Here is a 21871-nt window from a genome sequence, read left to right on the forward strand (position 1 = left end):
GGCTTCTTTTTTAATCCGTTTCAAAGCTATATTTTCCGGATGGCACTTCCATAACAGCATATCCATCCTGTATACCTTTAAAACGGATTCCTTTTACTTTATGGATAGCATTACTGCTCTCTTTCACTGTTTTTCCGGAAATAACCGGAAGATAAACCGTGGCATGACTTCCGACCGGAATTTCCACATTCATTTTGAAACTCTTCTCCTGTTTTTTCCAGTCTACGCCGGCAACACCATACGGAGTACGGGTTGAATAAGTTGCATAAGAAATAGCTTCGGGAGGACACGGTTTGATGATGATATGTTTGTAGCCGACTTCCTTCTGATCAGTGTTCAAACCCGCCAGTTTCCGGTAAAACCAGGTGAAACCGCCCCCGAACATCGGATGATTCCGGGAATTGTTACCGTTCCATTCCTCCCAGGTGGTAGTGGCACCCTGGGAAATCCACCAGCCGTAACTAGGCATGTCTTTTTTATCCATGGCTTCATAAGCCAGTTCATTCATCCCGTTGTCTGCCAGTGTTTCAAAAAAGAATTGAGTACCGAAAATACCTGTGTATAAGTGTCCGTTATGGGCACGCACTTCTTCCCGTACCGTTTCCTGTACATCTTTCTTTACTTCATTCGGCACTCCCATCACCAGAGCGAAGATATTGCTGCCTGAAGGACCATACGTTTTAGTCTCCGGATTATAGAAACGTTTGTGGAAAGCCTGCCGTGTTTTCTCTGCCAGAGCGGAAAAAAGGCTTGCATCCTTTTTCTCTCCCAGTGCGGATGCCGCTTTTGCCGTAAGATCGGCACAACGCCAGAGATAGAATGTATGAACCAGGTCTTTCGGAGGGAATCCGTCTGCCGGGCACCATTCTCCCAGGTTGTGCCATTCGCTGACGTTTCCGTTGCTTTTTATCTGCGAAAGCATGATGCCGTCGGAATCTACCCAGGTTTGCATGTACCGGAGCTGTTCTTTCATTCCGGTATAATTGGCAGCCAGCAAATCTTTATCTGCATAATGCTGATAAAACTCCCACGGCATAATGTTCATAGCTGCTCCCCATGCCACGCCGCCTCCGCAGCCAGGTTGCCAGGGTGCACCGTTCGGAACATAACCGGTCGCTTTGTTCTGGGCAAGCAATATGTCTTTGATCCATTTGGTATATAAAGCTGCGGCATTATAATTATGCATGACGGTGACGCAAGCCACCTGTCCGTCGCCGGTATAGGCAGAACGCTCCCGATGGGGACAGTCGCTGATAATACTGCCGTGCGAGTTGTCTGTCAGGCTTCGTCTCCATATCTTATTGATCTGGTTGAAAAGCGGGTTTGAGCAGTCGAAATGTCCGGTCGTCTCAAGCTCCGTATATACAGCTTCCGCTGTCAGGTTATTTTCCCGGAGTTCACCCGGCCAGTTGATAATCTCTGCTTCCCGGAAGACAAACCAGGTAAAGCGGGCGGCATACGATTCCGGTCCGTCTCCTTTCATCGTATAAGAGTTGGAACCGTTCGGCGATTCACAGATATACCGGATTTCCACTTTCCGGCCGGCTTCTCCCTGCATATTATGCAGATGTACCCAGCCGGATATTTCTTCCCCGAAATCGACTTTGTAATTCCCGTTTTCCAGTCGTGTGATCTTTTTCGGTTTCAAGACTTCCATTACCTTGTCAGAATGAGACATTTGTGCCTGTAGTTCACCTTCCGGCGCTTTCCGTACGATGGCAGACTCCCATCCGTTAGCCGGTTTGTCCGGTGAGCACCAATCCGGCTGTTCCAGCCGGGCGTCATAATGTTCTCCCTGGTAAATTCCATCTAAGACAATGGCGCTACGCGATACTTTCCAGGAAGTGTCCGATGTGATGACCTCCTCGCTGCCGTCGGTGTAGCCGATATGTAACTGTGCGATCAGGCGTGGCGATCCGTAGGGCATCGTCCAGCTTAGCGCCGCATTATAAAAGCCGTTACCTAGCAGGCAGCCGAGTGCATTTTTACCTTGTTTTAATGCTTCTTTCAGGTCGTAGCAGAGATATAGTACATTATAGCCTTTGAAATTATCGTCGAGGGTCACACGGGTCACATCCAGGTCGTCCCGTTTCCCATAATTGGTCTGATTAGGAACCAGAACGTCGTTGCCGACTTTTTCTCCGTTCAGATATAATTCAAAATAACCCAATCCGCTGATATAGATTTTTGCTGAAGCTATTTCTTTGGAAACGGTAAAATCTTTTCGGAAGAGTGGGGCAGGAGGAAGTGTTTTGTCTGCCGATTTTGCCGTGGCTTCTTCGCCTTGCCAGGGAGCACCGATCCATTGTGCTTTCCATTCATCGGCATTCAGCAATCCCATATTCCAGCAGGCTGGTTCACTCCAATCCGATATTTTTCCGTTGGTATCCCAAACGCGGACTTGCCACCAGCATTCCTGTCTCGATTGTAACGGCTTTCCTTCGTAACGAACCAGAAAGGACTGGCTACTTTTTTTCTTACCACTGTCCCAAAGGTCGGCCTGTTCCTTTTTCAGTTTATCGGCCGATGAAGCAACCTGTATCTGATAGGCGGTCTGCTGTTGTCCTCGTTCACCGGGAGCGGCTGTATTGATCCACGACAACCGGGGATGCCGGGCATCTATAACGGAGGGATCGACCAGGTATTCGCAGGTGAGTCTGACAGGAGTAAGAGTTGCATTTGCTGTCAAAACAAAAAGAAATGACAAAAGAATTGAAATACCGGATTTAAGTTTCATATCGACAAAGTTTAGTTCTAGATGGATTGCAACAAATGTATATGATTTTTGTCGATGCTCAAATAGTAAACCTGTACTTGTGTCAGATTTGACAAGAAAATTGTCAAAATCCAAAACTATACCGACTGTCGATAGGGGGCAAGGTTTGTGCCGATAGGCAAAGAGTATCATACATTTTGTATCATACAAAATGTATGATGTTCGTGATTTTATGGTATCAGGTATATGACTTATTTCTTTCTTGTTGGCTTGAATTGACTTTTTGATAGTATACCTAAGAATATCTACTTAATAAACCAGGTTCTAAGGTTTGTCAGTATTTGTGCCCAATTTTGAGAATAGAAATATCAAAATGTAAAATGAACTCTTTTGTCTGTGGCTTGTATGTATCTTTTATGGAGAGTGGAACTTTTTATTCATCTTACACAATGTTTATGAATATCGTTATTTTGATATTTGCTGGATAATTGTTGCTTTATGAATCGTTTTTTTTATGATTATGTGAAAGAGGGAATGAAGATGTTTTATATTCGTGTGAATTTGTTGTTTTGTTTTTGTTGGTGTTGTTACTCTTTCTGGAAAATAAATCTGTTCTAAAGCAGGTGCTTTAACGTGAAAAAGTGATTAAAAACAGAGTTACTCATCTGTAATTAACAAAAATTTAGCCTTAAATAAAGTCCCATTTCGTTTAAAAGGAAAAATATTTCGTTTTAAACGAGATTGAAATTTGCTTTAAACGAAGGTAGAGAATTGCTATTGATATGTCTAATGTTAATTTATGTGTTTATTCTTCTTCTGGTTCATCTGTTTTGTGTAAGATGGTTGATATCGAAAGCATATAAAAGGAAGCATTATGGTTTTATTTTATAGTAATGTGTGTCTTGTTGATATTTCAATGAATGTATTTTAGTTGAATTTTTTGTGTTGAAAATACTTTTGCAAATTTGTGTGTATGGCTTTTTATTCGGATATTGCATTTCAAAACAGCACACAAGTATTGATATGAAAAACGCTATACTACTATTTATTCTTTTCTGTTTGTTCTTTTCATGTAAAAGTAACAATGAGATCAGTATAAAGATAAAGGAAGCGGAAGAGTTGATCCGGATTGAACAACCGGATAGCGCTTTTGATCTTTTAGAAAGCATTACTAATCCGGATGTGCTGAATGATAAAATCTTTGCTCATTTCTGTTTGATCTATGCCGGTTTATCCGAACAGTTAGGTGAGGATATGCCGTTTGTCCCTCAAATGGAGAGGGCAAATGCTTATTACGAAAAACATGGTTCGGCAGAAGAAAAGATGAATTGCCTGTTGTATTTGGGAATGTCCTATGAGGAGGAGACCGATTTTGAGTGGGCTATGAAATCTTATTTACAGGCGGTAGAGATAGCTAAAAATGCGAAAAAATATTTGCTGGTCGGGAAATTGTATAATAAAATTGCCGGATTACATGATTATGACAATAATTACGATGAGGCACAGCATTTTCACCAATTATCCGGAGAGTATTATCTAAAGGGAGGAGATAGCCTGAATTATATTTATTCGATTCGTGATATCGGGTGGATTCATACATTAAAAGAAGAGTATGGAGAGGCTTCGGAATCTTTCTTAAAAGCCTATCGGTTGGCATTGAATATGAATGATTCATTATTGCTAAGTTCTATGACTAATCGTTTAGGGGTTAACTATAATGAATTGGGTAATTATTCATTGGCAGAAAAATACTTATTTCAATCGATTGCTTATGACAAAGCAGGTAGTGCTCCTACCTATTTGGCTTTGGCTGATTTATATACACGAAAAAAGGAATACGGAAAGGCACGGGAGTATATAGAAATGGCTTCTAAATATCGTACTCCGAAGCGTAAATTGACAGGCGGTCTGTTGTATCGATCATATATATTGGAAAAAGAACTGGGAAATTATTCTTTATCATTGAGTTATTATGAACAGTACGTTAATTATGCAGATTCTATATCGGATTTACAAGCTCGGATGGATGTTCTAAAAGTAGAAAGAAGATATGACTATGCAAATTTATTGAATGATAATAATGAGTTGCAAATTAGGAATCAGGATATTTTTATTATTTGCATTTTGTTGTTATTGGTGAGTCTGTCTTTGTTTGTATTATATAAATACAGAGTTGCTTTAAAAAATAAATATATACTTAACCAACAAAAAAAAATCACGGCTGCAAACCAGACCTTGCAAGAAAAGGAATTTGCGGTAGAAGGATTGAGTGCCGATATTTTAAATATCAGGGAAAATATATTGAAGAGTTCTGCTGTCTATAAAAAAATAATTAGAAACTCTCAATCGGTGGAAGATGCTAAAAAGTGTTTGTTAACAGATCAGGAATGGTTGACATTAAAAGAAATATTGAAAACTACTTATTTGTTCTTTATCGATAACTTACAAAATAGCTTTTCTAATCTAACCGAAGATGAGATACGTTTTTGCTGTTTGCTGAAAATCGGATTAAACAGTCAGCAATTATCTATTCTTTTAGATATCCAGCCTACCTCTGTCAGCCATAAACGTTATCGTATCATGAAGAAAGGCAAATTAGAGAATACCAAAACAACGTTAGAAGAGTTTATTTCCGGCTTGTAATTTGATGCTTCGGAAAGGGTAATTTGAGACCTCATACATATGTTTTTATACGTATGAGGTGATTTGTATGTTGATTATTAGTGTTCTATACCTAGTGCTGAGTGTATGCTTCCATACATATCCTTTGATAGATTTAGCCCTTCTGTTTAGGATTAGACCCGTACCTTTGCCCCTGGAATTTAATCTTGAATGAATATGAATAGATCGTTATTAGTTATGGTGTTGTTGTGTGCAACGGTTTTCGGTTTTGCTAAAAGGAAAATCGATTTGAATGATCATGCTCGGTTCCCGCAACCTCCTATAGAGGTTTTTATTGATGAGGAGAGTCGAGAATTGACATTGAATTTGAAGAAAGGTGAAGAAAATATCAGAGTTGTTATAACTGATTTTTCCGGTAATAGAATATGTAATGATGAGGTGAGAGTGGATGGTACATGTATATTACCATTACCTATGATTGAGAAAGGTGAATATATCTTAGATCTATTTTTAGACAATATGGAATTACAAGGTTTTTTTGAAATAAAATAATAACAACTAACAAATTTTTAATGGAATGAAAAAAATTGTATCTTTATTATTGTTATTGATGGCAATAACATCATGTACAAATGATTTGGAAACTCCGGAAATATCTTTTCCCTGTGGACAGGAAAAAAATATTGCTTTATTGGATGGTAGCTCTTTTACAAAGTCTACAAATGATCAGAGTGATAATATTCTTCAATTTAAAAATCAAACTGTATTAAATGAAACAATTAGTAGTTTGAAAAAAATGACAAATGAAGAACGTTTGGAATGGGAAAAGAAAATGAATTTTATTTCATTAAACTCTGTTTATGAAAAAGCTTTAGATGAAGTTACTGCGATGGAAGGAACTGCAGAAGAATATAATGATCTTAAAGAAAGATATCAGAGTTATTTGTATTTTCCTGAATATAAAGAAGACTATGGAGCTTATTTACCTGTAAGTAACGAAGAGGTAGCTTCTGTTTTGAATAAAAATGGTAAAGTTATTGTAGGTGAGGAAATAGTTGATATGAAAGATATATTTGAATACAGGGATCTTCAGTTAACAGGGAATGCTTTATATGATTTGGAGGTATTACCAAGATTAAGTAATAAGGATTATATTGGAAGTCAATATGATTCTGGTTGGAAAGAGTTTGGTAAAAGGAAATGTAAATTAAAAGCTGGGCGTAGAATTATGAATGTAAGTAAAACAGAAATAGCTTTACATATTGAGATTTCTTTTAGAAAGAAAGGTCTTTTTGGCTGGATGAACTATAAGGAAACGACCCAGACAACAGGTACATATGCACCTCCGGGAGGTCCGCTTTCGAATAATTTTTATCAGCAAGAGACAGGTCGTTCTTCTCATGATCATTATGTTGCTAGAGGAAGCTCATTTTGGTGGGAACAAGGCATCGGTAAAAAGAGAGCAGCGAAGATTGGTGGAAGTTTTACTGTAAAGTATGTTGGATTTAATGTAACAATGAATTACAATTTTGAATTGCCTGAAACAACTTTTTAATGAAATGAAAACAACACTGCTAGTATTAGGGATATTCTTATTTTCTGTATTTAGTAAGCTGCAGGCTGCCGATATAGAAGCACGTACCGGAGTAATGGGAGGTGATGTATGGGGACTCCATGCCGGGGCGTATATCAATTTCCCCCAATCAAAGTTATTTTCGGTTCAGACTGGATTGTTGTTGCATACGGCAAATCAATGGGTAATTGGGAATAATGATACATGGGATATTGATTTGAATGTTCCTGTTTATGCTTCATTTCATTTTCCATTGAGTGAGATAGCTAATCTTCGTTTGAATGGTGGTGCATATATTGGAACCGGACATAAATTACAAGTAGGAGCAACGGCTGATGTTGGAGTAGAAGTGAGGAGATTGTTTGTTGGTGTAAATTGTTTTCAGAATTGCATTAATAATCAGGAATTTTTATTTGGAATATCTGTTGGTTATAAATTTCGTTTATAATCAGTGTGATTCTGATAGCAAGGCATGAATAAATTGTCTTTATGAAATTGATAATAATAATAACAACACTTCGTTTAAGATGAAGTGTTGTTATTCATTTAATAAGGTGAGATTATGAAAAGAGCGTTATTGTCGGTGTTGATGATTTTGTTGTGTACTGTAGGGTATGCAAAAGGGGTAGAACTGGAACCACGTGTTGGTGTTAGTTATTCCAGGGTTTGGGGGCTTCATATAGGTACACTGGTGTCTTTTCGAATATCAGATATGTTTTATTTTCAGCCGGGAGCTTTGGTTAACACTGTTAGTGGTTATTATAATAAACCTGGAGATTGGACATTTGGAATGGATGTTCCTTTATATGCTTCCTTACGAGTCCCTGTGAATAATGTAATGAAAGTTCGTTTGAATGCTGGACCTTTTGTTGGTCTTTCATCGCCAGTGAGTTTTGGAACTGCTGTAGAAGGCGGTATTGAATATCAAAAGTATTATATAGGCTTTTCCTGGTTACAGAATTTAATCAATGAAAATTGTGCCCGTTTACATTTCTCTGTTGGCTATAAATTTGCATTGTGACCATGGGAATAATGAATTCACTGTCTGAATAGACAGTTATGCTCGATTTAGGCCGATGCTGTACTATCAAATAAGATGTTAATTGAGTCAGTTCGTAGGTAACTAACTACAGTAATTTATAAACTTCCTTTTTATTGAATATGTGTATTATGAAGAAAAAGACATTAGTATTAATTGTTATTGCATTGTTCTCCGCTTTTAATCATGTGCAGGCCACTGATATAGAGGCACGTACTGGAATAATGGGAGGAGATGTATGGGGGCTTCATGCGGGAGCCTATATAAACTTCCCGCAATCAGCGTTATTTTCAATTCAGACCGGAGTGCTGCTGCATACGGCTAATAGATCGGCAATCGGTAATTCGAATACATGGGATATTGATTTTAATATCCCGGTTTATGCATCATTCCATATTCCTTTAAAGGAAAAGGCTAATCTTCGTCTGAATGGAGGTGCTTATTTCGGTACGGGTTCGGAAGTTCAGGTAGGCGCCACGGCAGAAGTCGGAGTCGAAATGAAAAGAGTTTTTGTGGGTGTCAACTGCTTTCAGAATTGTATAAATGAACAGGAGTTCCTGTTTGGAATATCTGTCGGATACAAATTTAAGTTATAAAAAAAGCAGAGTATCTTACTGAAAATGTGAGATACTCTGCCTTTTTTCTATCTAATATTAATGTATTGTTATTCGTAGCTTTGTTGTGAATAAACTTCGAGCTTATGTTGATTGCCGAGTTCTACAATTTTCCCGTAACTCGGTTGACTTGAAGTTTTTTCTTCTCTTTTAAGCATATACGTCAACGTGTATTTTCGATATCCGTTTTCAGTGGATGTCATTAGCTGTTCGGAATATTCCTTACGCCATTGAGCAAAATCGTTGTCCAACAGGTTTAACTTGTCTTCAATCTGATCCTTGTATTGGTTAAAGACAGTCAGAGCCTGCGAATCTGCATCTTTTTCCGCATCTTCTTTTGTTTCTCCTTTTCCTGTGACTTCCCATTGTGAATAATCTGCAAATGTGTTATTGATTTGTATCCTAGCATTTTCCATCTTCTTGTCGATGGCGATAAGTGCCGGATCTGAATCATCTGTAGATTCTTTGCCTGTATAATCAACCAATAGAGAATAGGTATAGGTTACTTTCGTTTCATCAGAATCATTGCTGCAACCGTTAAAAAAAGTCAGTGTAAATAATAGACAGGTAATAATACCAGAAATACTCTTTTTCATATAATCAGAATCTTTTGCTTTATGAGGGGCAAAGTTATGAAAAATGTTGAAAAACTTGTACTTCTGAAAGAATTGAATGTAATACCCATAAATGATAACTGATAAATTTACATCATGGCCGGGCCGGTTCTGCATAAATTGCATATTGGGACCCATCTTCAAGCATCAACAAAACGAAATTGACACGTTCGGTCACCCAAATGGCACAAGGATAGTCACTGGGGTATTTTTTCTGTTCCGAAAACAGCTCATCATACAGTTTGAATATCTTCTGCTTTTCCTTTTGATCGTCATACGTAGGCTGGGAATAGAGTTTGCAGAAATAGTTGTAAAGCTCGTTGTAGCTTTGGATATTGTCCTCGTTGAAAACTTTCACTTCAACAGATGGAACAGTACCGTTCAGGCCGGATGTAACCATCAGGTCAGGGCTGCTGCCTAGTACATCGGCATATGATGTCCATGCCTGTGAGGTTTTTGTAATATCTGCCCAGTTATAACCCAAAAAATCCTTGTCATCAGTGATCGTTATATCAAGTGAGTCACGGGAAACCACCTTGTTCTCTTTCCATGCGGTCAGGTAGGCTTCATACTCGCCGGGAAATTTGAAACAGTGTCCCCATCCCATACTCAGATGGTCTTCATGGTAACCTTCATCTGCTTTGTGATGGAATACCTGATAACTGCCGTTCTGTCCCTTTACCGTCCAGACTATTGAATCGCATACAGCATCGAGTTCTTTTAATAGTATCGGCTGTGTCCCTTCATTATAAATATAAAAATCCATAAGATCGAAAATGTTTCCTTTGGACTGTTTTACGGCGATCCGCGGCATCGGATATTCTGTTACTTTCACCTTTATTGTGGCTGATTCTCCTGTTTCATGGTCGGTAACGATAATGCTGGTTTCGCCTTTCTGCTTGCCTGTGATTTCGATGATAGCAGTGAAATTATCATGACTGCCCCATATGTAAGTGGCATCGATCAGTTCAGGATCGGCTATATCCAGTGTCGTGTTTTCATTGGAAATCAAATTGATTGAACTGCTGCGTCCTTGCATCACTTCACACATGTTTTCAGATAATTCTAAGCGATACGCCGGCTCCGTGTTGTCTTCGTCATTGCAACAAACGAAACTGATTGTACATATGAATAGTAATAGTCCGAATAGATTCTTTGTTTTCATTGTATATTCTTTATGATTCTGTGTATATTTCTGAATGTCTTTTGTACGTCATTCACATGCATAAATTATTATATTTCTTTTTTGTAAGGTTGTAAATGTAGAAAATTAATTCGAGAACTTGCGTGAGGCTTAATTTTTTTATTCCTGAAGATTTGTTCAAAAACGTAATATCAATAATACGATAGCTGATAAATTTGCATGGTGACCATAAAAATAATAAATTCGCTGTCCAAATAGACAGATATGCTTGATTTAGACAAACGATCCCTTATGTATCTGCCGGGTGTAGGCCCGAAGAAAGCGGAGATATTACGGAAAGAGGCCGGGATATCTTCGTATGAGGATTTGTTGTTTTATTTCCCATATAAATATATCGATCGCAGCCGGTTTTATAAAGTTTCCGAAATAACAGGGAACATGCCTTATATCCAGTTGAAAGGACGTATCCTGTATTATGACACGGTGGGAGAAGGGCGGACCCGGCGATTGGTGGCAAAGTTTACCGATGGCACCGGAACGATTGACCTAGTCTGGTTTAAAGGTCTTAATTATGTGACCGATAAATATAAGACGGGAACTGAATATATCGTTTTCGGGAAACCCACCGAATTCGGGCACATCTACAATATTCCCCACCCCGATATCGACCCGGTGGATCAGGCAGACCAGGTGGCAGCCGGCCTGACACCTTTTTATAATACCTCGGAGAAGATGAAGAAATCGTTCCTCAATTCGAGGGCGATCCAAAATCTGCAATATACCTTGCTAAGTTCGTTGAACTGGAATCTACCTGAAACGTTACCGGCCGATGTCTTGTCGCGTATCCGGATGATGCCGTTGAATGAAGCGATCCGCAATGTCCATTTCCCTGAATCGACAGAGAAGCTGAGGCTGGCACAACTGCGTCTGAAATTCGACGAACTCTTTTTTATACAATTGAATATTCTCCGTACTGCCAGCTTGCGTAAGTTGAAATTGAAAGGGATCGTTTTTCCTACTGTCGGAGATTATTTCAATACGTTTTATAAAGACTATCTCCCGTTTGAACTGACCGGCGCACAAAAACGGGTGGTAAAGGAGATCCGTGCCGATATGGGAAGCGGACGGCAGATGAATCGCCTGTTGCAGGGAGATGTGGGAAGCGGAAAGACATTGGTCGCTTTGCTTTCTATGCTGCTGGCTGTCGATAACCATTGCCAGGCATGTATGATGGCTCCAACAGAAATACTGGCTACCCAGCATTATGCCACTGTCATGGAGTTTCTGAAAGATATGGATATCCGCGTCGCGTTACTGACCGGATCGACAAAAAAGAAAGAGCGTAACGCAATACTGCCGGCTATAGCCAGCGGCGAAATACAGATTGTAATCGGTACACATGCCCTGATCGAAGAGACGGTTGTTTTCTCTTCACTGGGATTGGCTATTATCGATGAACAACACCGTTTCGGCGTAGAACAGCGTGCCCGTTTGTGGAAGAAGAATGCTATCGTGCCTCACGTCTTGGTGATGACGGCGACCCCGATTCCCCGGACGCTCGCCATGACATTATACGGAGACCTGGATGTTTCCGTTATCGACGAACTGCCTCCGGGACGTAAGCCGATCCAGACCGTGCATCGCTACGACAATAAAAAGGCCCAGCTATACGATTTTCTTCGGAAGGAAATTCAGTTGGGACGCCAGGTATATGTGGTGTATCCGCTGATCGAAGGAAGTGAGAAGCTGGATTATAAGAATCTGGAAGACGGGTTCGAAACCTTTAAAGAAGTTTTCCCCGAATATAAGGTCTGTATGGTACATGGGAAAATGAAAGCGGCGGATAAGGAGACGGAGATGCAGAAATTCATAACCGGAGAAGCGCAGATATTGATGGCTACCACAGTTATCGAAGTGGGAGTGAATGTTCCAAATGCCTCTGTGATGGTGATAGAGAGTGCCGAACGTTTCGGATTGTCGCAGCTACACCAGCTGCGTGGCAGGGTCGGACGCGGTGCGGAACAATCCTACTGTATCCTGGTCTCTTCTTATAAACTAAGTAATGATACCCGTAAACGCCTGGAAATAATGGTGAACAGCAATAACGGATTTGAGATAGCTGAGGCTGACCTTCGCCTCCGGGGACATGGCGACCTGGAAGGGACACAGCAGAGCGGAGAGGGGCTCGACCTGAAAATTGCAAACCTGGCAGCCGATGGGCAGATACTTCAATATGCCCGTGATATTGCGCTGGAAGTTCTTGACAAAGATCCTGAGTTACTGTCCGAACCTAACCGGATTTTGAACGAAAGGTTAAAAACGCTTTTTGCAAGAAAGATAAACTGGGGAATGATTAGCTGATATGTTGTGAAACATGTTTTCTTCTAAGTGGTTGTTTTTCAGTGAAATTCAATCGTGGTTTTGAATTTCTTCACTTTCATTGCGGAAATTTTTCCGGATTGAATTTTGTCAACTTGCTCAAAATAACGAACTTTGGTCGATTTGAAAAAAATAGGGTCTGTTTCAGGGCCTGTTTTACTCCTGGATTCCATTTCGAAAAATGATAAAAATGAAGATAAGAACACTACTTTTTATTTGTTGTACTACCCTTATGGTATCGGCCGTATCGGCTAAGGACCCTGAAGGGAAAGATACTCCAAAGCAGACTATACATATAGTAAAAATGGATAAACGCGTATCTGAACTGATGGCTGACCGGGTCACTATCCGTAAAGATATGGGTTTGAAAGAACTGGCAGAGATCAATGCCCGTGTTGATGAAACACTGGCGGATAAAGAATCCCTCCTGTTTCCGGCCGACGAGTTATACGGCTCAAACTGGGATACCCGTTGGGTAGACCCTTTTCGCGGTACTTCTAAAGTGGATATGCCTGATTCATGCGCTATAGATTGTTCGACATTCGTTCTTCCTATCGATACAATGACACGGGTTACTTCCAAATATGGTCCTCGCCGCCGTCGCATGCATAAAGGTATTGACCTGAAGGTTCAGGTAGGCGATACGATCCGTGCGGCATTTGACGGAAAGGTTCGTATCCGTAATTTCGAACGCCGTGGATACGGTAATTACCTGGTGGTTCGCCACCCGAACGGACTGGAAACAGTTTACGGACACTTGTCCAAATCGCTTGTCGATGTAAACGATATCGTACGCGCAGGTGATCCGATCGCATTAGGAGGAAATACCGGACGTTCTACCGGTTCTCATCTTCACTTCGAAACCCGCTTCCTGGGACAGGCTATCAATCCGGCCGACATTATTGATTTTGAAAACTCTGTACCTCATCAGGATACATATGTATTCCATAATATAAAGATTAACGGACGCAAGAGTAATATCTATACTTCTTCCAGCGACCAGATGGTTTATCACCGGGTAAAATCGGGCGATACGCTGGGTAAAATTGCCCGTATGTACGGAACAACCGTGAACGAACTTTGCCGTTTGAATGGAATCAAGAGTACCTCCATGCTTCGCTTGGGCCAGTCTATTCGTTGCAGTGCAGGTAGAAGTTCGAGCGTAGCTGCTAAAACGGAGGCTAAACCGGCTACAGAAAAAGCAGCAACAACGGTGGCAAAAGTGACTAAGACAACAACTGTGGAGGCTGTAACTCCGGTTGCTTCACTTACTGGAAATGCTCCTGCCAATCAGGATACAGAGGCTGTTTATCATCGTATCAAGAGTGGCGATACGCTGGGGGCTTTGGCTTCGAAATACGGAACAACTGTCAGCAAGTTGTGTGCAATGAACGGTATATCTAAAACAACAGTATTAAAATTAGGTCGTTCCATCCGCTGTAAATAAGTTATTTTTAAGATAAAGGAAAGGCACAGATGGAAACTACATCTGTGCCTTTGTTGTTTTTTTACTATCTTTGCGGCATAATATATTTAGTATATGGCTGATACGAAAGAACAGTTCGAGAAAGTGATCTCCCAGTGTCGGGAGTTGTTCGAAAAGAAGTTGAAAGATTACGGTCCCTCGTGGCGGATCATGCGTCCCCAGTCGTTGACCGACCAGATATTTATTAAGGCAAACCGTATTCGCAGTCTCGAGATCAAAGGGGTGAGCATGGTGGATGAAGGGATACGTCCGGAATTTGTCGCTATCGTGAATTATGGTGTGATCGGGTTGATCCAGCTGGCCAAAGGCTTTTCGGATACCACGGATATGACGAACGAGGAAGCATTGGCATTGTATGATAAATACATTACGGAGACCAAAGAGTTGATGTATGCCAAGAACCATGATTACGACGAAGCCTGGCGCAGCATGCGTATCAGTTCTTATACCGACCTGATCCTGATGAAGATCTACCGTACCAAGCAGATCGAGAGCCACGGTGGTAAAACTATCGTTTCGGAAGGTGTGGATGCCAATTATATGGATATGATCAATTACGCCCTGTTCGGTTTGATCAAACTGGAATACGGCGAAGACTAATATATGAACTATAAAGAGACTGCAATAAAGATACTGACAGAGTGTAGCCGTCTGCTGATCGGAGTCGTATTTATTTTCTCCGGTTTTGTAAAGGCGGTCGATCCGGTGGGAGGTGCCATTAAGATAGGCGATTATCTGACATCTTTCGGATTGGATATGTTGCAGCCTTTTACCGTCCTCGCTTCTTTTGCCCTTTCGGCTGCCGAGTTTGCAATGGGAGTCTGTATGCTTTTGGGAGTATATCGCCGCTATAACTCTTTTCTGGTCTTACTTTTCATGGCGTTTATGACGCCGCTGACATTATATCTGGCCCTGTTCAATCCGGTTTCCGACTGTGGTTGCTTCGGGGATGCGATCGTTATTTCCAACTGGGAAACCTTCTTTAAGAACCTGGTGTTGTCGGCTGCTGCTATCATGGTCTTTATGAACTGCGGCAAGATGTTCCAGTGTTTTACCTATAAGGTTTACTGGTTCGTGGCATTGTTCTCCTACTTTTTCTGTATAGGTTTTGCGTACTGGAATTACAATCATCTGCCGGTGCTGGATTTCCGTCCGTATAAGATCGGGGCGAATATACCCGGATTGATGTCTATTCCGGAAGGGGCGCCTGAAGACGAGTATAAGTACACTTTTGTCTATGAGAAAGAGGGAGTGAAGAAGGAGTTTTCATTGGATAATTATCCTTCAGATGACAGTACCTGGAGTTTTGTCGAATCGAAGACCGAACTGATAAAGAAAGGATATGAGCCTCCTGTGGCTTCCTTTAACATCTATAACGGGGAAGGCGATGACGTGACCGGCGATATACTGCATAACCCGCAACCGGTCCTTTTGCTGATAGCCCCGAAACTGGAAAAGGCAGACGACGAAAAGATAGATGAAATAAACGGCGTGTATGATTATGCGCTCGAACATGAATTGCCGTTCTTTTGCGTGACCGGTTCTTCTCCTGAAATGATCGACGAATGGAGCGACAATACCGGAGCCGAATATCCGTTCCGTATGGCAGACGAAGTGCTGTTGAAAACGATTATCCGTTCCAATCCCGGCCTGGTGCTGTTGAAAGATGGTACGGTGTTGGCCAAATGGCATTATAACGATATCCCCGATGAGGAACATGTAAAGTCCGTCATAGAAGAACATCTGAACGCGAGTGAAACAAAAGAGAAAGAAGATGGCTGGCTTGTTACCATCTTATCGACTTTTACCGTACCTTTGCTGCTCGTTTGGGTATATGACTTTTTCCGTTTCCGCCGGAGACGGAAAGTGATGGCAGAATAAAAGATTTTATTGTATTTATATATTTAATTAATTAAGTCATGAGAAAGAATATTGTTGCAGGAAACTGGAAGATGAACACTACTCTTCAGGAAGGCCTGGAATTAGCAAAAGGATTAAACGAAGCCCTGAAAGGCAAAGCTATCAACTGTGATGTAATCATCGGTACTCCGTTCACTCATTTGGCAAGCATTGCTGCTGCTATCGATACTGATAAGATCGGTGTAGCTGCTGAAAACTGTGCAGATAAGGAAAAAGGTGCTTACACTGGCGAAGTTTCAGCTGCTATGGTTGCTTCTACAGGTGCAAAATATGTGATCCTGGGTCACTCTGAAAGACGTGCTTATTACCACGAAACTCCGGCTATCCTGAAAACTAAAGTTGAATTGGCTCTGGCTAACGGTCTGACTCCGATCTTCTGTATCGGTGAAGTTCTGGAAGAAAGAGAAGCTGGCAAACATTTCGAAGTTGTAGATGCACAGATCAAAGAATCGTTGTTCGATCTTTCTGCTGAAGATTTCGGTAAGATCGTATTGGCTTACGAACCGGTTTGGGCTATCGGAACAGGTAAAACTGCTACAGCTGAACAGGCTGAAGAAATCCACGCTCATATCCGTGCAACACTGGCTGCTAAATACGGCAACACGGTTGCTGATGATTGTACTATCCTGTATGGCGGTAGCGCAAATGCCGGTAACGCTAAGGAATTGTTCTCTAAACCGAACGTAGACGGTGGTCTGATCGGTGGTGCTTCTCTGGCTGTTGATAAATTCATGCCGATCGTTGAAGCATTTTAATGATATCATCCTGTAGGGAAGGAACATTTGTTCCCTCCCTCTCGATTTTAACACAAAAATTGATCACAATGAAGAATTTCCCTTGTATCGCTTTATTATTCATGTTGCTGGCCTGTGTGACCGGAGCGTCTGCACAGACAAGTACGGACGGATCTGCACAGACGATCTTTGACGATCTGCAAACATCGAAGCCGGGTAAAGGCGACGTGATTGTCAACCAGCCGGAGGCGCTTCGTAAGATGATCGGCGTGCGTATGTACGGTGATAATGTCGAGAAGACGGACAGCACTGCTTTCCTGAAGATACAAGGATTCCGTACGCAGGTGTTTTCCGGTAATAGCCAGCGTAAGTCGAAAGATGAAGCGTTTGAGAAAGAAAAGATGATCAAGGAGCTTTTTCCAACTGTTCCGACTTATGTAACCTATACTGCTCCGTTCTGGAAATTGCGTGTAGGTGATTTCCGTTCACATGAAGAGGCTTATCATATGCAGCGTTTGTTGATGACAGCTTTCCCTTCATTCGGAAAAGAAATGTATATTGTAAAAGAAGAAGTAAGAATCCCTCTGAATTAATAAGTGCGGAAACCCTTTCGCATTCCATTATAGATAACACAGAAATGACAAAAGAAATAGATGCAAAGACTTTGGCGGAACGCGAAGAACTGGCGGGCCATTATAAACAAATACTCGGTTTGCTAGGTGAAGATCCCGAACGTGAAGGTCTGCTCAAAACGCCGGAACGTGTAGCCAAAGCTATGCAGTTTTTAACCAAAGGATACAACGAAGACCCTGCCAAAGTATTGGCTTCTGCCATGTTTCAGGAAGAGGATTACAAGCAGATGGTCATTGTAAAAGATATTGATTTCTTCTCTCTTTGCGAACATCATATGCTGCCTTTCTTCGGAAAAGCCCATGTCGCTTATATCCCTAAGAAATATATTACCGGTTTGAGTAAGATTCCCCGGGTGGTGGATATTTTTGCCCGCCGTTTGCAGATACAGGAACGCCTGACGATGCAGATCAAAGACTGTATCCAGCAGACACTCGATCCGCTGGGTGTAATGGTTGTGATCGAAGCACAGCATATGTGCATGCAGATGCGGGGGGTGGAAAAACAAAATTCCCTGACAACGACTTCTGACTTCACCGGTTTCTTCCAGCAGGCAAAGACCCGTGAGGAATTTATGAACCTGATCAAGAATAACCGGTAAGGTTTGTGAGGACGACTCACAGCCTCGTGTGAGAATGACCTACCGTTTTGTGGTGACCGTATAGAGTTATATACGGCCACCTGTTTGTTTAAGGACGAAGCACATCTGTGAAAACGGCTTTCTGATTAGTGAATTTCAATCCGTTCCCATCCTGATACGTTCCGAATTCAGATATGATCGCACCGTTATCGCCTGCACGCAGGAAATGTGGGGAGAGAAGCTCTTTTAGCGGAAGGATATCGCCGACTTTCATATAAACGAAGTTGGAGACGGTGATGGCTTCTTTCTGACTTTCGGGTAATGCCGGTGGGTCGGGTGTCGGGTCGCCTATTCCGAAGTTATAAGCCGATCCGTTACGTACCATCCACGATTCGAACTTAGCCGGATATTCGGTGGTCGCTACGTGACGGTGTTCGGGGATCATCTGTCCGGGCAGCAGGTATATTTCGTGTCCGAAATGACGGTTGACAGGATCGTTTACCCAAAACACACCCGCCATGCCTGTATGTTCGAAATCTCCCAGGCCGAAATCGGATATCCACATATTCTCTTTCATGAAATCTGTAAAAGGAACTCCGTAAAACTCAAACATTTCGAGGTAGGCTTTCAGGGCAACCTCGCCATTGAACTTTCCGTCTACATAAAAATCCGCGTTGGTGTACTTCTTGGTAAATACCTTTTCTTTAATCTGTTCCATGTTGTCTTTACTTTTGTTTGTTTCGCATCCGGTGAATCCGCCTGTTAATAAGGCGGAGATCAGCAGGGATACTGTGAATCGTTTTACATTCATTGTTCATTCATTTGTTTGTTAATACTGTTCAGGGAAGCTATATGATCGGCAAGCGCCTTGAAGTTCGAGAGTGCTTGCCGGTAGATTGCCTGATGCCGCGGATCAGGCAGGAACCGGTGTTGTGTCTGATGCAAGTAGTCGATCCTGTCGTAACTGTTCCAAAGGCCGGTTCCTTTCAGGGCTAGCGCGGCAGCTCCGAGTGAAGCGGCCTCCTGTCCGATATTCGTCTTTTCGATTTCCAGTTCGTAAATGTCGGCAAAGAGCTGCATCCAGAAATTACTTTTTGTACCGCCTCCGACGAATAGCATATCTGTGAATCCGGTATGGTATTTCCGGAACAGGTCCAGGGCGATGCGCAGGTTCAGGGCAATGCCCTCCATTGTCGCCCGGATCAGGTCGGCACGGGTGTTTCCTAATCTTAGTCCGGTGAAGGCGCCTGTCATATCCGGACTAGGTTCGATACTCGATCCGCCTGCCAGACTGGGATTGAACAGCAGGCCATTCGATCCCGGAGCAGATGCTTTCGCCAGTTTATTCATGGCGGTGTAGGCATTTTCGCCCCCTTGTTCTTCGACCGCCAGCAAATCGGGACAAAGGGTGTCGCGTACCCATTGCAGACTGCTTCCTGCCGAGAATATGCAGGTTGCAGAGGCATACATTCCTTTGATGACATGGGCGAAGATATACGGCTTTTTGTCGAAGTCCAACACCGGTTTTTCGGATATCAGGGCGATCCAGGCAGACGAACCGAGCGAGGTGTAAATCCGGGAAGGTTTGATGCCTTTGCTGCCCAGTGCCATGCAGGAGTTATCCACGCCGCCGCATATCACTTTGACATGTGTGGGTAAACCGGTTTCGAGAGAGGCTTCCGGGGTAATCGTGCCGATCACTGCGTCGGAGTCCAGTATTTCCGGGAAGAGGTCCGGACGGATACCTGAAGCCTGTATATATTCCTGTTTGTAATCCCATGTTTCCAGATCGAAAACTCCGCTTCCGGATGCGTACGAATAGTCCGTGCAGAGTCTGCCGGTAAAGCGGTAATTACAGTAATCCTTGGTACCGATCACCTTGTCCGTTGCTGCGTACTGTTCCGGGAAATGTTTTTTATACCACATGATCTTAAAGATCGAGTAACATTCCGGCGGAAATCCGTTGCCGGTCGTTTCGTACCATTCTTTGTAATCGGTTCGGGAAAAGAATATTCCGGCTTCTTCCGTTGCCCGGCGGTCAGACCAGATCGGGGTGGAGGTAAGCAACAAGTTACCGTCTTTTCCTATCGGGATGACCCCGAGGCTGTGTCCGGAAATAGCCAGGGCTACGATATCGTTTTTATCGCATTTCGTCTTTTCCGACAAAAGTCGGGTGGAATGGATAATGGCCTGCCACCAATCGTCGGGCGCCTGTTCCTGTCGGCCGGGTTGCGGATAGGCGGTAGGATAGGGGATAAAGACGGAATGCAGTGTTTCGCCGTCCCGGTTGAACAGGGAGGCTTTTATTCCTCCGGTTCCCAGGTCGTAAGATATAACTTTTTCACTCATGGGCTTCTTTGTTTATGCATTCTTCCATAATGTGGAGAGCCGATCTGTAACCGATACCGAAACGGCTGACACCCAGCCGGTGCATTTCCAGAAGTGTGTCGAGTGTGCGGACTCCACCGGCTACTTTCAGCCGGATGGTATCTCCGACCATCTCTTTGATCAGGGCGATATGATGGAGCGTAGTAGCTCCGGCCCATCCCGTTCCGGTTTTGATATAATCGGCTCCGGCTCTCAGGATAAGGGTAGAGGCTATTTTTATCTCTTCGTCTGTGAGAAGAGCTACTTCCATGATCACTTTCAGCGGGAGGGGAGATACTTCTGCTTTGATCTGCCTGATCTCATCTTCCACTTCGGTCAGCATACCTGATTTTAGCTTGCCGATGTTCAGAACCATATCGATCTCGTTACAACCGGCTTTTTTCAGTTCCTGCGCCTGGAATAGTTTGCAGGTTGTTGTCTCCGCACCGGAGGGGAAGCCTACGACTCCGCCGATACCGGTCTGCGGATGGTTTTTCAATTTCTCAAAAACGAGAGGGAGCATGCCGGGCATGGGGAAGACACAGATGAAGTTATGCTTTATGGCGGCTTCGATAATGTCTTCCACATCCTGGCGGGTGGAATCTGCACGAACGGCACTGATGTCGATCAGGCGTGCAATTTCCCGGGAGGATATATTAGGTGTGTTAGTGTCCATGATATTATAAGCTGGTGTAACCGCCGTCGACAATTAAATCAGTTCCTGTCGTGTAGCGTGCGGCATCGCTTAACAGGTATAAGTAGGCTCCGACCAGGTCTTCGGGGACACCGAGGCGTCCGGCGGGTATTTTCGATATCCATCCTTCGTGCATATTCTTCATTTCGGCAACCAGCTCAGTCGCCATATATCCCGGACTGACACAGTTGACGCGTATATTATATTGGGCCCATTCCACAGCCAGCGCCTTGGTCAGCAGGAGAACACCGCCTTTAGAGGCACAGTAGTTGGCTATTGTTTGAGGCGTATTGATAATATGGGCAGACATCGAAGCTGTGTTTACAATACTTCCCGCTTTTCCTTCTTTGATCATTTGGCGGGCAGCAGCCTGTGCGGTTAGGAAAACTCCGTTCAGGTTGATGTCGACCACTTTCTTGAAGTCTTTGGAGGAGATCTCTTCGGCGGGATAGGTGTTTGCTATGCCGGCATTGTTGATGGCAAAATCGATGGTGCCGTACTCTTTGATAAATGTCTCCATCATCCGTTTGACATCTTCTGCATCTGTTACGTCGCAACGGATAGCGGTCGTGTGTGCGGAATAGCGATCGGTTAGTTCTCCGGCTGTCTTTTCTGCTTCCTCGATGTCGATATCGACAATGGCGATCGAAGCACCCATTTCCGTAAATGCTTCGGCAAGGCATTTGCCAATACCTCGTGCGGCTCCGGTGATGAAGCCTTTTTTCCCTTTCAGGCTGAATAAATCAAGTGTTTTCATGG

At 42.8% G+C, this 21871-nt stretch carries 20 protein-coding genes; 13 read left to right on the forward strand and 7 right to left on the reverse strand.

Features of this window, described 5'->3' with window-relative positions; genetic code table 11:
* Positions 1 to 10: 10 nt before the first annotated feature.
* Positions 11 to 2737 (reverse strand): family 78 glycoside hydrolase catalytic domain, encoded by a 2727-nt coding sequence (locus IEY67_RS09735; RefSeq protein ID WP_183668249.1) that lies wholly within the window; start codon positions 2735 to 2737, stop codon positions 11 to 13.
* A 1002-nt stretch (positions 2738 to 3739) separates the two neighbouring features.
* Between IEY67_RS09735 and IEY67_RS09740 the strand changes: the two genes are divergently transcribed.
* From IEY67_RS09740 to IEY67_RS09765, 6 genes are all read left to right on the forward strand, one after another.
* A complete protein-coding gene (locus tag IEY67_RS09740) occupies positions 3740 to 5359 on the forward strand; it encodes a tetratricopeptide repeat protein (protein WP_183668251.1) in 1620 nt (539 codons plus the stop codon).
* A gap of 195 nt (positions 5360 to 5554) precedes the next feature.
* Complete coding sequence (locus IEY67_RS09745; RefSeq protein WP_183668253.1) at positions 5555 to 5890, forward strand: DUF3244 domain-containing protein; 336 nt, start codon at positions 5555 to 5557, stop codon at positions 5888 to 5890.
* Between the two features lie 25 nt (positions 5891 to 5915).
* The gene (locus IEY67_RS09750) at positions 5916 to 6893 is read left to right on the forward strand and encodes a DUF4848 domain-containing protein (protein WP_183668255.1); all 978 of its coding nucleotides are present in this window, start codon (positions 5916 to 5918) and stop codon (positions 6891 to 6893) included.
* 4 nt (positions 6894 to 6897) lie between these two features.
* The gene (locus IEY67_RS09755; protein ID WP_183668257.1) at positions 6898 to 7359 is read left to right on the forward strand and encodes a hypothetical protein; all 462 of its coding nucleotides are present in this window, start codon (positions 6898 to 6900) and stop codon (positions 7357 to 7359) included.
* 114 nt (positions 7360 to 7473) lie between these two features.
* Complete coding sequence (locus IEY67_RS09760; protein ID WP_183668259.1) at positions 7474 to 7932, forward strand: porin family protein; 459 nt, start codon at positions 7474 to 7476, stop codon at positions 7930 to 7932.
* Between the two features lie 149 nt (positions 7933 to 8081).
* Positions 8082 to 8546: a hypothetical protein gene (locus tag IEY67_RS09765; RefSeq protein WP_183668261.1), complete on the forward strand. Its 465-nt coding sequence runs from the start codon at positions 8082 to 8084 to the stop codon at positions 8544 to 8546.
* Between the two features lie 68 nt (positions 8547 to 8614).
* On the opposite strand, the gene IEY67_RS09770 is transcribed toward IEY67_RS09765, so the two are convergent.
* Together IEY67_RS09770 and IEY67_RS09775 are read right to left on the reverse strand one after the other, a co-directional pair.
* Positions 8615 to 9160, reverse strand: a complete 546-nt coding sequence (locus IEY67_RS09770) for a hypothetical protein (RefSeq protein WP_183668263.1) — start codon at positions 9158 to 9160, stop codon at positions 8615 to 8617.
* A 112-nt stretch (positions 9161 to 9272) separates the two neighbouring features.
* A complete protein-coding gene (locus tag IEY67_RS09775) occupies positions 9273 to 10343 on the reverse strand; it encodes a pilus assembly protein N-terminal domain-containing protein (RefSeq protein WP_183668265.1) in 1071 nt (356 codons plus the stop codon).
* Positions 10344 to 10586: 243 nt separating this feature from the next.
* Between IEY67_RS09775 and recG the strand changes: the two genes are divergently transcribed.
* The 7 genes from recG (at position 10587) to folE (ending at position 18072) form a co-directional block, all read left to right on the forward strand.
* Positions 10587 to 12683: an ATP-dependent DNA helicase RecG gene (gene recG / locus IEY67_RS09780; protein ID WP_122373837.1), complete on the forward strand. Its 2097-nt coding sequence runs from the start codon at positions 10587 to 10589 to the stop codon at positions 12681 to 12683.
* A 208-nt stretch (positions 12684 to 12891) separates the two neighbouring features.
* Positions 12892 to 14148, forward strand: a complete 1257-nt coding sequence (locus IEY67_RS09785) for a M23 family metallopeptidase (protein WP_183668267.1) — start codon at positions 12892 to 12894, stop codon at positions 14146 to 14148.
* Positions 14149 to 14241: 93 nt separating this feature from the next.
* On the forward strand, positions 14242 to 14787 hold the full coding sequence (locus tag IEY67_RS09790; protein ID WP_122373835.1) for a DUF1599 domain-containing protein: 546 nt from the start codon (positions 14242 to 14244) through the stop codon (positions 14785 to 14787).
* A 3-nt stretch (positions 14788 to 14790) separates the two neighbouring features.
* A complete protein-coding gene (locus tag IEY67_RS09795; RefSeq protein ID WP_183668269.1) occupies positions 14791 to 16068 on the forward strand; it encodes a BT_3928 family protein in 1278 nt (425 codons plus the stop codon).
* Positions 16069 to 16106: 38 nt separating this feature from the next.
* Positions 16107 to 16862, forward strand: coding sequence for a triose-phosphate isomerase (tpiA, locus tag IEY67_RS09800; protein ID WP_075555680.1), 756 nt, complete (start codon positions 16107 to 16109; stop codon positions 16860 to 16862).
* Positions 16863 to 16930: 68 nt separating this feature from the next.
* Positions 16931 to 17434 carry an SPOR domain-containing protein gene (locus IEY67_RS09805; RefSeq protein WP_122354364.1) on the forward strand — a complete coding sequence of 168 codons (504 nt, stop codon included), beginning with the start codon at positions 16931 to 16933 and terminating at the stop codon, positions 17432 to 17434.
* A 44-nt stretch (positions 17435 to 17478) separates the two neighbouring features.
* Complete coding sequence (gene folE / locus IEY67_RS09810; protein ID WP_122373833.1) at positions 17479 to 18072, forward strand: GTP cyclohydrolase I FolE; 594 nt, start codon at positions 17479 to 17481, stop codon at positions 18070 to 18072.
* Positions 18073 to 18160: 88 nt separating this feature from the next.
* On the opposite strand, the gene IEY67_RS09815 is transcribed toward folE, so the two are convergent.
* From IEY67_RS09815 to IEY67_RS09830, 4 genes are read right to left on the reverse strand one after another with little or no spacing between them, the layout of a single operon-like run.
* The gene (locus tag IEY67_RS09815) at positions 18161 to 18862 is read right to left on the reverse strand and encodes a cupin domain-containing protein (protein ID WP_183668271.1); all 702 of its coding nucleotides are present in this window, start codon (positions 18860 to 18862) and stop codon (positions 18161 to 18163) included.
* Positions 18859 to 20400 carry a xylulokinase gene (locus tag IEY67_RS09820; RefSeq protein WP_183668273.1) on the reverse strand — a complete coding sequence of 514 codons (1542 nt, stop codon included), beginning with the start codon at positions 20398 to 20400 and terminating at the stop codon, positions 18859 to 18861. Before IEY67_RS09820 ends, IEY67_RS09815 begins: the two co-directional genes overlap by 4 nt.
* Positions 20393 to 21094 (reverse strand): deoxyribose-phosphate aldolase, encoded by a 702-nt coding sequence (deoC, locus tag IEY67_RS09825; RefSeq protein WP_183668275.1) that lies wholly within the window; start codon positions 21092 to 21094, stop codon positions 20393 to 20395. Before deoC ends, IEY67_RS09820 begins: the two co-directional genes overlap by 8 nt.
* A gap of 4 nt (positions 21095 to 21098) precedes the next feature.
* The gene (locus IEY67_RS09830) at positions 21099 to 21869 is read right to left on the reverse strand and encodes an SDR family oxidoreductase (protein WP_183668277.1); all 771 of its coding nucleotides are present in this window, start codon (positions 21867 to 21869) and stop codon (positions 21099 to 21101) included.
* Positions 21870 to 21871 lie beyond the last annotated feature (2 nt).

It is taken from the genome of Parabacteroides faecis (assembly GCF_014647375.1).
Classification (GTDB): Bacteria; Bacteroidota; Bacteroidia; order Bacteroidales; family Tannerellaceae; genus Parabacteroides; species Parabacteroides faecis.